General features: G+C 48.1%; 15 protein-coding genes and 1 pseudogene. 6 read left to right on the forward strand and 10 right to left on the reverse strand.

Going from position 1 to position 15,721, the window contains the following annotated elements:
* The first annotated feature begins 9 nt into the window (after positions 1 to 9).
* Positions 10 to 654 carry an SDR family oxidoreductase gene (locus MY7_RS04160; RefSeq protein ID WP_029325965.1) on the forward strand — a complete coding sequence of 215 codons (645 nt, stop codon included), beginning with the start codon at positions 10 to 12 and terminating at the stop codon, positions 652 to 654.
* 135 nt (positions 655 to 789) lie between these two features.
* On the forward strand, positions 790 to 2,331 hold the full coding sequence (locus MY7_RS04165) for a fatty acid--CoA ligase family protein (RefSeq protein WP_007409202.1): 1,542 nt from the start codon (positions 790 to 792) through the stop codon (positions 2,329 to 2,331).
* A 49-nt stretch (positions 2,332 to 2,380) separates the two neighbouring features.
* On the opposite strand, the gene MY7_RS04170 is transcribed toward MY7_RS04165, so the two are convergent.
* On the reverse strand, positions 2,381 to 2,776 hold the full coding sequence (locus MY7_RS04170) for a hypothetical protein (protein ID WP_003155199.1): 396 nt from the start codon (positions 2,774 to 2,776) through the stop codon (positions 2,381 to 2,383).
* Positions 2,777 to 2,930: 154 nt separating this feature from the next.
* On the opposite strand from MY7_RS04170, the gene MY7_RS04175 reads away from it, so the two are divergent.
* Positions 2,931 to 4,181: a M48 family metallopeptidase gene (locus MY7_RS04175; RefSeq protein WP_007610452.1), complete on the forward strand. Its 1,251-nt coding sequence runs from the start codon at positions 2,931 to 2,933 to the stop codon at positions 4,179 to 4,181.
* 45 nt (positions 4,182 to 4,226) lie between these two features.
* Here the strand turns inward: MY7_RS04175 and MY7_RS04180 are convergent, their stop codons facing one another.
* Positions 4,227 to 5,375, reverse strand: a complete 1,149-nt coding sequence (locus MY7_RS04180; RefSeq protein WP_007610454.1) for a S8 family peptidase — start codon at positions 5,373 to 5,375, stop codon at positions 4,227 to 4,229.
* A gap of 488 nt (positions 5,376 to 5,863) precedes the next feature.
* Between MY7_RS04180 and MY7_RS04190 the strand changes: the two genes are divergently transcribed.
* Positions 5,864 to 6,742 carry an ABC transporter substrate-binding protein gene (locus MY7_RS04190; RefSeq protein ID WP_007610460.1) on the forward strand — a complete coding sequence of 293 codons (879 nt, stop codon included), beginning with the start codon at positions 5,864 to 5,866 and terminating at the stop codon, positions 6,740 to 6,742.
* Positions 6,743 to 6,757: 15 nt separating this feature from the next.
* On the opposite strand, the gene MY7_RS04195 is transcribed toward MY7_RS04190, so the two are convergent.
* From MY7_RS04195 to MY7_RS04220, 7 genes and pseudogenes are all read right to left on the reverse strand, one after another.
* The gene (locus MY7_RS04195) at positions 6,758 to 7,333 is read right to left on the reverse strand and encodes a histidine phosphatase family protein (RefSeq protein ID WP_007610462.1); all 576 of its coding nucleotides are present in this window, start codon (positions 7,331 to 7,333) and stop codon (positions 6,758 to 6,760) included.
* A gap of 51 nt (positions 7,334 to 7,384) precedes the next feature.
* Positions 7,385 to 8,476, reverse strand: coding sequence for an acetyl-CoA C-acyltransferase (locus MY7_RS04200; protein ID WP_007610464.1), 1,092 nt, complete (start codon positions 8,474 to 8,476; stop codon positions 7,385 to 7,387).
* Positions 8,464 to 9,900 carry an acyl-CoA synthetase gene (locus tag MY7_RS04205; protein ID WP_007610466.1) on the reverse strand — a complete coding sequence of 479 codons (1,437 nt, stop codon included), beginning with the start codon at positions 9,898 to 9,900 and terminating at the stop codon, positions 8,464 to 8,466. Before MY7_RS04205 ends, MY7_RS04200 begins: the two co-directional genes overlap by 13 nt.
* A gap of 11 nt (positions 9,901 to 9,911) precedes the next feature.
* Positions 9,912 to 10,469 (reverse strand): biotin transporter BioY, encoded by a 558-nt coding sequence (locus MY7_RS04210; protein ID WP_007610468.1) that lies wholly within the window; start codon positions 10,467 to 10,469, stop codon positions 9,912 to 9,914.
* 130 nt (positions 10,470 to 10,599) lie between these two features.
* The gene (locus tag MY7_RS20130) at positions 10,600 to 11,115 is read right to left on the reverse strand and encodes a methyl-accepting chemotaxis protein (protein ID WP_369878811.1); all 516 of its coding nucleotides are present in this window, start codon (positions 11,113 to 11,115) and stop codon (positions 10,600 to 10,602) included.
* A gap of 243 nt (positions 11,116 to 11,358) precedes the next feature.
* A pseudogene (locus MY7_RS20135) lies at positions 11,359 to 12,018 on the reverse strand (protoglobin domain-containing protein); the annotation flags it as partial.
* On the reverse strand, positions 12,015 to 13,538 hold the full coding sequence (locus tag MY7_RS04220) for an FAD-dependent oxidoreductase (RefSeq protein WP_007610476.1): 1,524 nt from the start codon (positions 13,536 to 13,538) through the stop codon (positions 12,015 to 12,017). The pseudogene MY7_RS20135 and the gene MY7_RS04220, both read right to left, overlap by 4 nt.
* Positions 13,539 to 13,662: 124 nt before the next feature.
* Between MY7_RS04220 and MY7_RS04225 the strand changes: the two genes are divergently transcribed.
* Positions 13,663 to 14,520: an SDR family oxidoreductase gene (locus tag MY7_RS04225; RefSeq protein ID WP_007610477.1), complete on the forward strand. Its 858-nt coding sequence runs from the start codon at positions 13,663 to 13,665 to the stop codon at positions 14,518 to 14,520.
* Between the two features lie 30 nt (positions 14,521 to 14,550).
* Here the strand turns inward: MY7_RS04225 and MY7_RS04230 are convergent, their stop codons facing one another.
* Positions 14,551 to 14,784 carry an IDEAL domain-containing protein gene (locus MY7_RS04230; RefSeq protein WP_007610478.1) on the reverse strand — a complete coding sequence of 78 codons (234 nt, stop codon included), beginning with the start codon at positions 14,782 to 14,784 and terminating at the stop codon, positions 14,551 to 14,553.
* A gap of 315 nt (positions 14,785 to 15,099) precedes the next feature.
* Between MY7_RS04230 and MY7_RS04235 the strand changes: the two genes are divergently transcribed.
* Positions 15,100 to 15,678, forward strand: a complete 579-nt coding sequence (locus tag MY7_RS04235) for a competence protein ComK (protein WP_003155179.1) — start codon at positions 15,100 to 15,102, stop codon at positions 15,676 to 15,678.
* The last annotated feature ends 43 nt before the right edge of the window (positions 15,679 to 15,721 follow it).

The raw sequence follows: 15,721 nt of genomic DNA on the forward strand, positions 1-15,721 counted from the left end.
GGGATCATGATGAAAGTATTTCTCATCGGAGCAAACGGACAGATCGGACAGCGTCTGACCGGACTGTTTCAAAAAGACGGCACGCATACGCTGCGGGCGATGGTCCGGAAAGAAGAGCAGAAAGAAGCACTTCAAGCCGCGGGAACAGAAGCCGTTCTTGCAGATTTGGAAGGAAGCCCGGAAGACATCGCGAAAGCCGCTGAAGGCTGTGACGCGATTGTGTTTACCGCCGGATCAGGAGGAAGCACCGGATACGATAAGACGCTTTTGATTGATCTTGACGGAGCCGCGAAAGCAATAGAAGCGGCAAAGAAAGCCGGCATCAAGCGGTTCATTATGGTAAGCGCCTTTCAGGCTCATAACCGCGGCAATTGGAATGAAGCGCTGAAGCCGTATTACGCCGCAAAGCATTATGCGGACAAAATTCTTGAAGCGAGCGGTCTGACGTATACGATTATCCGGCCGGGCGGGTTATTAAATGATCCCGGCACGGGAAATATCAAAGCCGCGGCCGATTTAGAAAGAGGCTCCATTTCAAGAGACGATGTCGCCAAGACCGTTATCGCATCCCTTGATGAACCGAATACGTATGAAAAAGCATTCGATCTGACAGCGGGCGGCACGCCGGTCAGTGAAGCGCTGAAACAATTATAGTTTCCGGTATTACGGCACTCGGGGCTTTTTGCCCTTGAGTGTTTTTCTATATTTTTCTATAATAAAAGTGAACGTTTATTCCGGATAAATGAATGACTATTCATTCATTCATTACTTTTTTAAAGGGGTGGGAAAATGAATCTGGTTTCCAAATTGGAAGAAACGGCATCGCAGAAACCGGAAAAACCAGCTTGTCTGTTTCAAGATCAGTACATGACGTATGAGGAGCTGGCAGGTAAAATCAAAGCATTTGCAAACGGCTTGGAGGACAGGGGACTGAAAAAAGGGGATCATCTCGCACTGCTGCTCGGAAATACGCCTGATTTTGTTATTGCGTTTTTCGGCGCGTTAAAAGCGGGAATTGTCGTCATACCTGTTAATCCGGCATATACACCTTCAGAAATCGCATACATGCTGAAAAACGGCGATGTCAAAGCGATCGCCGGCATCGACCTTTTAATTCCCGTATTTGAAAGCCTGCACGGCTCGCTGCCGCTGCTGGAGCATATCATTATCAGCCAGACAGCAGAGAACGCTCCATCGACAGAAGACCCTCAATTGCGCTTAAAAATGACAACGTTTACAAAAATGCTCCGCCCGGCGGAGCGCAGCAGAACTTATCCGACATTGTCCAAAGATGATACTGCCGTCATTTTATACACCTCAGGGACGACCGGAAAACCGAAAGGCGCCATGCTCACCCATCAGAATCTTTTCTCCAATGCAAATGATGTCGCCGGATACTTAGGAATGAATGAGAAAGACAAAATTGTGGCGGCATTGCCGATGTTTCACGTTTTTTGTTTAACCGTTTGTATGAATGCGCCTCTGATGAGCGGAGCGTGTGTCTTAATCGAGCCGCAATTCAGCCCGGCTTCTGTGTTTAAACTGATTAAAAGCCGTCAGGCAACCATTTTTGCCGGCGTTCCGACGATGTATAACTATCTGTATCAATATGAACACGGCAAGGCGGAGGATTTTGCGTCCGTCAGACTGTGCATTTCAGGCGGGGCCTCCATGCCGGTCGCTCTGTTGCAGACGTTTGAACAAACCTTTGACGTCACCATTCTGGAGGGGTATGGACTTTCTGAAGCGTCTCCGGTTACTTGTTTTAATCCGTTTGACCGGGGGAGAAAGCCCGGCTCGATCGGGACGAATATTTTACATGTCGAAAATAAAGTCGTCGATACACTCGGACGCGAATTGCCCGACCATCAAGTGGGAGAATTGATCGTGAAAGGGCCGAATGTAATGAAAGGCTATTACAAGATGCCCGAGGAGACGGAGCACGCGCTGAAAGACGGCTGGCTGTACACCGGTGATTTGGCGAAGCGTGACGAAGACGGTTATTTTTATATCGTCGACAGAAAAAAAGATATGATTCTCGTCGGCGGATACAACGTCTATCCGCGCGAAGTAGAAGAAGTGCTCTACAGCCATGAGGGCATTAAAGAAGCCGTGGTCATCGGCGTTCCTGACGCCAAAACGGGGGAAGCGGTGCATGCTTATATAGTGCCTGGGGACGGTGAGCTGACAGAGCAGGCCGTTTTTGATTACTGTGAAACACATTTGGCAAAATATAAACGGCCGGCGGAAGTGGTTTTTCTTGATGAGATTCCGAAGAACGCGACCGGGAAGCTGCTGAGACGGGCGGTCCGGGACATGCTTCCGAAATGACGGACGAAAAGCGAAGCCGGGGGGGCTTCGCTTTTACATGCTGATCCGGTCAGCTCTGTGATTCTTCCTTAATGATGCTTTGCACAAGCTTCGTATCATGCCGGGTCAGTTTGTAATACGTGTTTTTATACTTGTACATCATATAATTGCCGCTTTCGAGCCACATGCTGAATGAATCAAAACGGTCTTCATGGTATTTGACCGTTCCGTCGTAATCGGGAGATACGCTTTTGGTCAGTTTGACTTGTTTTCCTTGGTTCAAGATATCGAGCATATCTTTTACATTCTGCCTGTCTTTAATTTTGATTTCTTTTTTTCCGTGCTCAGACAGAATAATCAGATCTGCGTTGCTTGATGGAAACACATCGCCGGTCCGGCTGTATACATAGAAGAAAGCAATAACCAAAAGGGCGATTACTACAATAAACGCGATTATTTTTTTCATATTCATCACTCCGTCTTTTAGTCTTTCCCGCTTCCTGTTGTTCCATTCTTTTCTGTTGTGAAAAGATTAACATCCGTTTCGGAGGCTTGGTTCTATTTATTTGCATTTATGCTTACAATAGGAGTAAGTCATAAGGCTAAGGAGGGAGACTTCCATGCGCAAATGGATAGCGGCAGCGGGACTTGCCTATGTGCTGTACGGCCTTTTTTTCTATTGGTATTTCTTTATGACAGGAGACTCCGCAGTCCCGGAGGCCGTAAAGGGAACGAAAGCCGATCCGTCCTCGTTTATGGACCCGGGCCGCCTGGCAGCCGCTGAAAACTTTTCAAATGTAAAGGATTTTTTATTTTTCATCGGAGCGCCGTTAGATTGGTTTTTATTTTTTCTGCTGCTCATTACGGGGCTTGCCAAAAAAATAAAGCATTGGCTCGAAACAGCGGTGCGCTTTCGGGTGCTGCAAATTGTAAGCTTCGTATTTGTGATTTCACTCATCGTTACGGCGGCTTCGCTTCCGCTTGAGTGGATCGGATATCGGGTTTCGCTTGCGTATCATATTTCGACGCAGACAACAGCAAGCTGGATAAGAGACCATGTCATTGATTTCTGGATCAGTTTTCCGCTGTTTGCCGTGTGTGTGCTTGTGTTTTACTGGCTGATCACAAAGCATACAAAAAAATGGTGGTTTTACGCTTGGTGTCTTACTGTGCCGTTTACCCTGTTTTTGTTTTTCCTGCAGCCGGTCGTGATTGATCCTTTATACAATGATTTCTATCCGCTGAAAGACAAGGAGCTGGAAAGCAAAATTTTGTCGCTTGCCGACAAGGCCGACATTCCGGCCAGCCATGTTTATGAAGTAAATATGTCGGAGAAAACGAATGCGCTGAATGCGTATGTGACGGGAATCGGTTCGAATAAGCGAATCGTTTTGTGGGATACGACGCTTAACAAACTGAAGGATCGGGAAATTTTGTTCATTATGGGGCATGAGATGGGGCACTATGTGATGAAGCACGTGTACATCGGACTGGCCGGGTATCTGCTGCTGTCATTAGCCGGGTTCTATATCATTGACAAGCTTTATAAGCGGCTGTCCAAATTCTTCGGCCGAATGCTTCATATAAAGGGGCCTGAAGATCTGGCCGCCCTCCCGCTGTTATTACTGCTCATATCCGTTCTCAGTTTTGCTTCTGATCCGATTACGAATGCCGTCTCCAGGTATCAGGAAAATGCCGCCGACCGTTACGGCATCGAGCTGACCGGAAACCGGGAAGCGGCGATTGAGACGTTTCAGGACTTGGCCGATACGGGACTGAGCCGGGTCAACCCGCCGTTTCTCGTCAAAATTTTCAGAGGGAGCCACCCGTCGATCATGGAGCGGATTGAACATGCGGAGGAAGAAAAATAATAAAAAAAACCGGCGGGGCCATGCCCGACGCCGGTTTTTTATGTTTTACTGAGCTGCCGCCTGTACGTTGATCAGCCCTTTTCCGTAGTAGAAAGCATCACCAAGTTTTGTAGTGGTGTTTTCTAAACTGCTGCGGACTTGAGTGTTTGTCCAGTTCGGGTGCTTAGAAAGAATCAAAGCAGCCGCTCCGGCAACGTGCGGAGATGCCATTGACGTACCATTGTACGCGCCGTATTTGTTTCCAGGAAGCGTGCTTTGGATAGAGACGCCTGGTGCCATGACATCAAGCTCAGAACCTACGCTTGAGAAAGATGCTCTTTGGTTGCTGCTGTTAACAGCGCCTACCGCAATGACAGAAGGGTATTTACCAGGGTAGCCCACTGTGCTTGAGCCGCCGGAAGTGCCTTCGTTGCCGGCTGCCGCTACGACTACGATGCCGGAAGCAACGGCTTTGTCAACTGCCGCTTTTAACGCTGCAGAACCAGAAGGTCCGCCGAGGCTCATGTTAATAACGTCCATATTGTTTGCGATCGCCCACTCAATTCCGTTAATAATCCAGCTGTACTGGCCGGAACCGTCAGCGCCGAGAACTTTTACAGCGTAAAGAGATGCGCTTGGCGCAACGCCTAATACACCGATTGAGTTATTAAGAGCCGCAACTGTACCGGCAACGTGAGTTCCGTGGGAGTTGTTGTCTTGGAAAGGATTTGTTTCAGAAGGTACCATGCTGGCTCCGCCTGCTACCTTTAAATCAGAATGAGAAGAATCGATACCGCTGTCGATAACCGCTACTTTAACATTTGATCCGGTGAAGCCTTGAGAGTGCAGAGCAGGGGCTTTAATCTGTGATACACCGTAAGGCACGGACTGCGCGTACGCCTGTGCAACGTGATCTTCTTCAACGTAAGCGACGCTAGGGTCTTTTTTCAGCTCTTTTACAGCTTTTTCATTTAATGTAGCTGAAGCTGCGTCTACATATTTGAATTGCTTTTGAACTTTCCCGCCTTTTTCAGAAATGACATCTTTTTTCTTAGCGGCGCTCATCGTGCTCATTGTCTGTTTAAATCCGACAATGTATTTCTTTTCCCCGTTTGATTTCCCTGCCGCCTGGGCAGGAGACGTGCTGCCGAACGCCATCGTAAAGATTAACGCTAAAGCAAACAGCAAACTGATCCATACCTTTTTGCCTCTCACTCTTTATCCACTCCTTTTTTCATTTGCAGAACAACCAATAGACAGATTATTCTGTGGATTAATTGTATAGCATGGAATAATATTTTAGTAGACCCAATTTTTTTCAGTTTGTTTTATTTCTATTTAGGTATATCATCTCTCTTTCGTTTAATAGGAACCCGAAATATTTAAATTTTAATGGAAAAAACCGATGGAAGGACATGAGTATTTGTACACAGCCGCAATCGCTCTCTTGTTTGCTGGGTCGAACGGTTTGATTCCATTTTTGGAAGCTGAGGCAAAAACAGGATAAATGTCACCTTTTGTTGAATGCAGAAGTCTGATGGAAACGAAAGCGGAATGAAATAAAGCGGCCGGCATGAATCAGTCTTCGGCTTTCTTGACGGAGAAAAGCTGTGAAACCATTTTATAAAAATAATGATAATGAATATCATTGATACTTATATTGTCAATGATATAATTGCGGAAAAACGAAAGAGGGGGAACAGATGAAACCAATTTTCAGTATGCTGATGATCTTATCCGTTCTCTTCATAACGGCATGCTCAGAACAGGAACATGAAACCGCCGTCAGGCACGATCTGGGGACCGCGCATGTGACTGCGCACCCGCAGCGCATCGCCGTATTGAATGAGGGCTTTATTGACACCCTCCATGATCTCGGCATAAAGCCGGCGGCCGCGGCGGATAACCGGACGGAGCGAAACGACGGCAGTCCGTCCGTCGGGCCCCCGTCACATCCCGATTTGAAAAAGATCACTTCGTTAAAACCCGATCTCATCATTGCAGACTCAAGCCTGCACAGGGGGATCTACCGAAAACTGACAAAGATCGCTCCGACAATCGCTTTGAAAAATGAAGCTGCGGATTATCAGGATGCGGTTGACGCTGCCCTTACTATTGGAAAGGCGGTCGGTAAAGAGGGCATCATAGAGAAACAATTGTCGGCTCAGGAAGAAAAGCTGAATGACATCAAAAGAAAGCTGGATGCAGAAGGCGGCACGATTTTATTAATTGACGCTGCAAATGACAGCATTTCCGTAAAGGATGATCAGTTTTTTACGTCCCGGCTTTTGACGCTCGCAGGGTTTACATATGCCGTCCAGACGGATTCCGGCGGGAAATCAGACTCTATCAAAATGACGCCCAGGCAGCTTTTGCATATCGATCCTGATTACATCGTACTGTTGGACGGTGAGAAAGAACCCGAAAAAAATCACCTCTGGAAACAGCTGACAGCTGTAAAAAACGGACACGTTTACCGCGCGGACAGGGCGGTATGGACGGAGCGCCGGAGCATTGACGGTGCGGACGCCATATTACATGATCTTCAGAAAAAAATGCTCGCCAAAAAGGCCCAAAACTGAATTCGGGCCTTTTTGTTATGATTCTGACAGGTGGCTGCTTACATTGTAATCTTTGACGCGCCACTTATTTTCAATTCGTTCGATATTGCTCAGGCACGCATTGACAAGCTTAGCGTTTTGTATGTCGGTATCACCGTCTGAAATGGCGGACAGGAGGGCGTGAATGGCTGCGCCGTGAGCGACGATCAGTACTTTTTGCTCAGGAAACCGCTCCTGAACTTTCACTAAACCGGCAAGCATTCTGTCTGTCAGCTCTTCTGCGGTCTCCATGTTCGGGTAGTTTTTATCCGGGTAGCGCTTCGACCGTTCCGGTAAAGACATTCCCTCCGCATCACCGTAGCTCCGTTCTCTGAAATCTTCCATGACGACAATGGGAAGATTCAAAAACCCGTTAATAATGTCAGCTGTTTTTCTGGCCCGTTTCATCGGGCTTGAGACGATGACATCCCATTCGGATCCCTTTAAGTACTCTCCTGTTTCTTTCGCCTGACGCTCTCCCGTCGCATTTAACGGAATATCCGATTTGCCTTGAAGCTTCTTTTGGGCGTTCCAATCAGTCTCTCCATGTCTTACTAAACAAACGGCAGTCATAAAGTCTCCACTCCGATCAATTTTTTATCGATATCATCTATTATACTGCCGTTACATTAACACTTCAAAGAGAAGCGCCAGTCCGACTCCGCCTCCGCTGCCGATTGCTGCTGCTGCGTAGCGGGCATCCGGGCGTCTTTTTGCTTCATAAAAAAGCCGGGTGACAAGCGCTGCCCCGGAAGCCCCGTACGGATGCCCGACCGCCAGAGCGCCGCCCCGGACATTTATTTTAGAATACGGTACTTGAAGCTGCTGGGAAAAAACGCATATTTTGACGGCAAACGCCTCGTTGATTTCGTATATATCAATATCATCCGGTGACAGTTCCCGTTCCTTCAAAAGCTTTTTGACGGCATAAACCGGGGCTGCTGACGGATAATGCGGATGGACGCCGCTTACCGCGCTTCCGATAAAACGCAATCCCGGCTTTAAACCGAAAGACCGCGCTTTTTGTTCTTCCATCACACAAACTGCCGCCGCCCCGTCAGAAATTCCGCAGCTGTTGGCGGCGGTGACAGAGCCTCCGGACTGAAAGACGGGTTTGGCACGGGAGATGAGAGGCTCCATGTTCCGCTTTTTCAGCATGTTTTCGTCAGCGGCGAATCCGTGACAGGGAAGAATTTCCCGGCGGTACAAGCCGTCTTCGTGCGCTTTGACGCTCCGTTCATAGCTGAGAAGGGCATATTCGTCCTGCATCTTTCTCGTTACGCCGTAAGCCTGTGCCGTATACTCGGCTGCTATGCCCATATCAGGATCGCCGATGTGTTCAGGAGAAAAGCGCGCCCGGGATGAGAAAGGGGAACGGCTGCTGCTCTCCGCTCCTCCTGCGATGTACGTGCTTCCCGCGCCGGCTTTGACAAAGTGGCACGCGACCCTCACGGCGTCCAGTCCGGAGCCGCACTGCCTGTCGATGGTCGTACCGGACACGCTCAAAGGAAGTCCGGCGGCCAAGGCTGACAGCCGGGCGAGATTCCCGCCGCGGCCCGTCGCGTTTCCGATCAGGACTTCATCAATGTCTTCGGGCATGTTCCGGCTCAAATGGCGGATCAGCGGAGCTGCCAAATCTTCTGGGAGACAGTCTTTTAACAGGCCGTTTTCCCGGGCGAAAATCGTCCGTTTCGCATCCGTAATTACAGCTTCCATTCCATCATGTCCTTTGCCTGCTTTTGTACGGCGGCACGGGCGATCTTTCCGCCGGCTGTTTCCGGTATTTCTGAAAACAGCCATTTTTTCGGGATTTTATATGCCGCCAGCTGATCGCGGCACTGTTTCTTCAGTTCCTTTACATTTGCATGTCCGTCGATCACCGCAACGGCGATGCTGCCCCAATATTCATCAGGAATGCCGATGACGGCCGCTTTTCTGACGCCCGGACAGCGGTTGAGCACACGTTCTATCTCTTCGGGGAATACATTCAGGCCGCCTGATACGATCATCCCGTTTTCACGTCCTTCGATATAAAGATAGCCTTCACGATCGATATATCCCATGTCATCAACCGTCATCCAGCCGGAATCATCAGGTTTTGCGCCGTTGATGTATCCGGAAAATTTCATCGGGCTGTTCACAAAAATCTTCCCCGTTTCGCCCGGCATGCAGCGTTCTCCTCCGGGGCGGCGGATTTCGATTGTAACATTTTCAAACGGGCGGCCCGCGGCGTCAGGCTTTCGGGCGCTGTCTTCAGGCGATAAGAACGCCACGAAACTCAGCTCAGACGTTCCGTAAAAATCGTACAACCGCAAATGGGGATAGCGCTCTGACAGCGCTTGTTTTGATGAAGCGGGCCAGTCTGCACCGGAAGAAATCACCTTGAGCGGTGTATCCGGAAACGCCTCTAGTGAGAGCAGGGCGTCCGTCATTGTCGGAACGGTATATAGAACGTCAGCTTGTCTGAGCCGGTCTTTCATTCCGGCCGGATTGAATTTTCTTTGAAGGATGACGGTTCCGCCGATAAACAAAGTGCTGACGGCGCCGTATAAAAAGTGTGACGAGCGAAGCGTGCCCGGTACCAGCACTTTGTCATCAGGGGAAATGCCGAATTCACGTTTCGTACAAGAAAAGCTCTCCAGCCACGAACGGTGAGAGCGGGTGAAAGCTTTCGGCTTACCGGTCGATCCTGAGGTGAACCCGGTATAAAAGGGCAGGCCGGCGTTTTTGATCAAAGCGCCTTCCGTTTTTTCCGCCTCGATCAAAGGCCTGCATTCATCCCACAGGATGACAGGCGTTTTGACGCCGTCCAGTCTGCCGCTCAGCCGGCGGTCACAGATGACGAGGTCGGTATTGCTGATGTTCAGCTGATCCGCGAGTTCCGCCGCTGCCGAGCGGGGATCTAACGGAACCGCCGTGCAGCCGGCATGCGCCGCCCCTGCGAAAAGTTGTAAAAAAGGGATGCCGTTCGGCAGTAATATTGCAATGTTTTCCGGCTTACCTGAAAGGCTGCCAAGCCAGTTTGCGGTTTGGTTTACTAGCCTGTTCCAAGTTTGATAGGTGATCTGTTCTGTTTCTGTCTGAATTGCGATCTGTTCCGGCGCTTGTCCGGCTGTATCTGAATATGATGATGTAATCATGATGACTAAAATCAGCTTCCTTTCGTCGGCAAAAGCCGGCTTGCTTGAAGAGTTTTTCTGATTCTTACGGCTGCGAATGAGGCTGCGGCCGCTTTAAGCAGATCTCCGGGCACATAGATGAGGCTGAGCTTTACGGCAGTCAAGATATCAATGTGCATCATAAAAGCCTGAACGGGAATGCCGACGACATACAAAAACAGCACGCCGAACAAGAACTGTCTGATAAACAAATGGGGGACAGCAGCTGAGCGAAGGCCTTGGATACTGAGGCTCAGCAGTAATGCCGCCAGCGGATATGCGATGAGATATCCGGCGCTCGGCCCGAAAAAAACCCCGAACCCGCCTCTGCCGCCTGAAAGGAGAGGCGCTCCGCATGCCACAATCAGCAAAAACAGCAATTGGCTTAAAAACGCCGCTTTCGGTTTTAGGATGCTTCCCGATAAGAGCACACCGATCGTCTGGAGCGTAATTGGAACCGGCGTAAAGGATAAGAAAAGCGGCGGAAGCATCCCCAAAAGTCCCATAATGGCGGTAAACACGGCAATATGCATCATTTCTGTCAATTTCATTATGTATTCCTCCAGCTTATCAAAATATGTTTATACAATAAAGCGAGTCTTTATATATGTCAACTCTATTATATTTTGAGTTAACATTAAAAAGACCGGCCCTTTATGAAAAAGGCCGGTCGGTTTATCTTTATTCTTCTGTAAGGATAACAAGTGAATCAACGGATGATGCAACGTGGGATACGGCGCGGCTGACTTCTTGAAGACCGCCGAGAAAGGCCTGCAAATCAACGTCGATTTTGCCTGTCTGGTCTTTGCTCGTTTTCATGCTTTGGACGATGTCATCAAACAGACGGTTGATCTGCGCCATTTTTTCTTTCGTTTCACTTACAAGTCCGTTTACATCTTTAATATGTTTGGACACGATGTCGATTTGTGTATTGGTATTGTTCACGAGCTCTGATACGGTGGAAACGGTTTTTTTCGTATCCTCTGAAAGCTTTCTTACCTCCGTCGCGACAACGGCGAACCCTTTGCCGTGCTCACCGGCTCTCGCAGATTCTATTGAAGCGTTGAGTGACAGGAGATTCGTTTGCTCGGCGATCCCCGTCACGATGCCGAAGATTTTTTCGATCTGCTGGGCGATGTCATTCAGCTTGTCCATTTCTTCTTCAATCTGCAGAAGGCTGGCGTCGATTTTATTCATCTGCTTCTGCTGGCTTTCAAGCTCTTTTTTCCCGCCGATTGATTTTTCTTCGACATGTACGGAAGTGACGGTGCCGGCTTTTGACGCCTCGGAAATGCCCTCGGATTTATCGACCAGCTCCTGCACGGCTCTGCTCGTTTCTGAAAACAAATCCGCGAGTGATCCGGATGTTTCCTGGATTTTTTGATGAAGACGGGCTTTCTTTTCCTCTTGTTCGTCACGCTGGCAGTTATATTCGCTCTGGAATGCTTCAAGGACGAGCTGCTGTTCAAGATTCAATATTTTCGTCGTCGCTTTGATCGCTTTTAAAAGTTCATGCAAATCCGGGATTGCTGCTTCATATATGTTCATCATCGACAGAAGCAGATCCTGAAACGCTCCCATATACCATTTCGGTTCAAGGCCGATCCGCAAGTGGATGGAAGCGATGCGCTGTCTTTTTTCAATGAATTCATCATCAATCGTGCCGGCAAACATCTCATGGATATGACGCCGTAATGTTTTTTTCAGGCGCTCGACCGTGCTGTGGTCGTTAATGATCGTCATTAATGATTTTTCGTGATCCAGGTTTCGGTAAAAGGAATCGACGATTGTTGAGATATGTTCTTTAATTAACGGCTGCAGCTCTTCAAGCACATGAAGTTCTTCGTTTCCGAGCCTGACCATTTTCAGCTGTTTTTGGACATCTGCATATTGATTTGAAAGCGCGATGCGTTTTTTTCCATCGGCTTCTGAAAAATAAGCTGTTTCTTTTTTGCGGTCTTTTTTAAATAACAATATAAGTTCCCCCAGATATTCTCTTTTTCTTTTTATCGGTATGGAAGGAACTTGAATGAAGGAATCTGATAAAAATATTTTAATGCGGAAAAAAATAAAACCATTCGTACAGAATGGTTTAGTCAATCTTGGGTGAGGCGTTTCAGCGGCTTGATGGCGGGACCTTCGGCAACCGCGCCGTCAGGTGTGAACCGGGACCCGTGACAAGGACAGTCCCACGTCCGTTCGCCGTCATTCCATTCGACCTCACAGCCCAAATGGGTGCATGTCGTATCGACAAGATGCAGACAGCCTTTTTCATCTTTATAGGCGCCGGCCCGTTTGCCGTTTACCGTTACGATTTTTCCCTCCCCGGGCCGAAGAGTCTCAGGTGAAGCGTCCGGCCTCTCAAGTTTGCCTGAGATAAGGTGTTTGGCCACGTCGGCATTATAAGAAATCAGTTTTTTCAGTCCCGGATCTGCGTGGAAGCGTGACGGAATAAACAGGCCGGAAAACGCGTTCTTTTTGTTTTGAATATGATCAGCCAAAAGCTTCGCGGCGAGCGCTGAGCTTGTCATGCCCCATTTTTTAAAACCGGTCGCCGCCAAAATATGTTCTTCATCGCCTGAGATGGGACCGATGAACGGAATTTTGTCAATGGTGACAAGGTCTTGTGCAGACCAATGATATGGGATGCTTTCAACCCCGATTGTGTTTTCCGCAAATTGTTTCAGCGCTTCGTAATGCTCGGACATTTCTTTTCCTTGGCCTGTTTTGTGGCTTTCGCCGCCGACAAGCACCAGTTTTTCACCGTTCAAATCGGTATATCGCAGTGATCTGGACGGCTTGTCTATGCTGAGATACATCCCGTCCGGATACGCTTGTTTCGGTTTTACCGCGAGTACGTAGGATCTGCTGGCATACATTCTGGCGGCATAAAGCCCGCCTCCGTCATAAAAAGGAAAGTGGGAAGAGCAGACAATGTAGCTGCACTTGATGCCGTGTCTGTTTTTCGTGACCACTTCCGGCTGCGGTTCTTTTTTTATGTCGATCGCAGCCGTCTGTTCAAAAATCCGCGCCCCGTTTTTAACGATCTCTTTGACGAGCGCTGCACCATATAAAAGCGGATGGAATTGCGCCTGATTCTTCATGGCGAGGCCGAGCCTGCAATCAACGGGGACGGGAAGTTCTTTCACAAGCTCGTGTTCAATGCCGAGCTTGGTATAAGCTTCCTGCTCACTGCGGATTTTTTTGACGCCTGATTCTGTCTTCGTGTAAAGATATGCGTCTTGTTCAGCCAGTCTGCATTCAATCGAAAGGTCCTTCATAATCTGCTTCATGTCTTCCATGGCGCGGAGATGGGCTTCGAAATACAGCCTTGCGCTGGTCAGGCCGATCTGCTGAATAAGATCGGCATAGATGAAATCATGCTGGGCGGTGATTTTTGCGGTCGTGCCCGCGGTCGTCCCGTTTAAAATCCGGTCTGCTTCAATGACAGCGACACGGAAACCTCTTTTCGTCAGTTCGTATGCCGTTGTCAGGCCCGTAATTCCTCCGCCGATAACCGCAACGTCACATTCCGTATCTTCAGTGAGGGCGGGAAAGGAAGGAATGTCAGCTGTTGCTTTCCAATAGGAAGCCGGTTCCTCGTTTGAAAAAGTAGTCAATTCAGATTTACCTCCTCTGTTGTATATTCTTAATTTTTCCAATAAGACTCTATTCATACATGAAATTCGTATAAGATGCTCAAATTACTCATAATATAGTAATTAATGTAAAGGAGTGATCAAAATGGCTAATCAGAAGAAGAAAACCTTGCCGCCGCAGCATCAAAACCGGCAGCCGGGCTTTGAATATGTAATGGACCCGCGCCCCGTTTTTGACAAACCGAAAGCGGCGAAAAAACTTGAAGGGAAAACGGCGATCATCACGGGCGGAGACAGTGGGATCGGCCGCGCCGTATCCGTTTTATTCGCGAAGGAAGGCGCTAATGTGGTCATCGTTTACTTTGATGAGCATCAGGATGCCGAAGAGACGAAGCAATATGTAGAAAAAGAGGGGGCGAAGTGTCTGCTGATCGCAGGGGATGTCGGCGACGAAGCCTTTTGCAACGATGTCATCCGCCAGGCGGGCCAAGCCTTTCCTTCCATTGACATCCTGGTCAACAACGCGGGTGAGCAGCACGTGCAGCCGGGGATTGAGAAAATCACGAGCCACCAGCTCATCAGAACGTTTCAGACGAATATTTTTTCAATGTTTTACTTAACGAAAGCCGCGCTCCCTCACCTGAAAAAAGGAAGTTCAATCATTAATACGGCCTCCATTACCGCCTATAAAGGCCACAAAACATTGATTGACTATTCAGCGACAAAAGGGGCGATCGTCACGTTTACAAGATCTCTTTCCCAATCTCTTGTCACTCAGGGCATCAGGGTAAACGCAGTGGCGCCGGGGCCGATCTGGACGCCGCTGATCCCGGCGAGCTTCTCGGCGAAGGAAGTGGAAGTCTTCGGCTCAGACGTGCCGATGCAGCGCCCGGGAGAGCCTGTTGAAGTGGCGCCGAGCTATTTGTACTTAGCAAGCGATGATTCTTCCTATGTCACGGGACAGACGATTCATGTGAACGGCGGCACCATCGTAAACGGATAATGTAAAAAAAGCCAATCCATATGGATTGGCTTATTCACTCTGTTTGAGTGCTGCATATTCTTTTGAAAGCGTGAGGAACGCTTCTTTATTTTTATCATCAAGCGCCTTATTAATCTGCATTGTCAGCATGGCGATCCGGCGTTTATACAAGGATTCATCAAGCACCATTTGAATGTAAATATCGGCCATTGTCACATCGAATTCGTTTGCTTTTTGCGTGTTGCGGGACTTCATGAGCTCAGTGTACGACTTTTTCTCTTTCATAAAGAATCCCCCCAATGCCTTTTTTATAGTATATGGATAACGGCCGGAAAAATCAATTAATTTTTATAATCTTTAGACAACTAATACTTGGAAATATATCGACATATCCTGCAAATTGACGAAAAAACGAAAATGATCATTGTATAAATGAGGTGAAATGAAAAAGAAAAATAATATTTAAATAGTAATTTAAGACTAAATTACATCTTTAAAAGGTGATTTTTAGCTATATTCAAAAAAAACCTGTCGTTTTTCAATGACAGATGATAGATTATTAGTATAAATTTTCAAGAAAAGGATTGGAGGCTGCACATCATGTGCCAGAAAACACACGCACCCTTAGAAAGCTATGAAGTAAATCGTTCAACCATCGCTGTTTTGCCTGAGGAAATAGACGGTAAAATGGGGTCGAAGGTCATTGAAAAAGACTGCATTCTGTATGTCAGCATGAAGCCGATTCACATCATCGACAGAAGCTGCCGCTACTTTGGCTCCAGCTATGCCGGGAGAAAAGCGGGAACATATGAAGCGATTAAAATTTCTCACAAGCCGCCGATTATGGTGGACCCTTCAAATCACATCTTTTTATTCCCTACACTTTCTTCTGCAAGGCCTCAATGCGGCTGGATATCGCATGTGCATGTTAAAGATTTTCAACCGACGGCATTTGATGACACAGCGGTCACGTTCTCAAACGGCAAAACGATGGAACTGGAAGTATCCTATCATTCTTTTGAAAATCAGGTTTACAGAACCGCCTATCTCAGAACCACTTTTCAGGACAGGATGGGCAGTCATATCCCGAAGCGGCAGGAATTCATGCTGTATCCGAAAGAAGAGCGGACAAGAATGATCTACGACTTTATTTTGCGGGAGCTGGGGGAGAGATATTAGAGAAAGCTGTGATGTGAAGGGACGGGTCCTCTCCTTTTGGGGA

Source organism: Bacillus sp. 5B6 (assembly GCF_000259405.1).
Classification (GTDB): domain Bacteria; phylum Bacillota; class Bacilli; order Bacillales; family Bacillaceae; genus Bacillus; species Bacillus velezensis.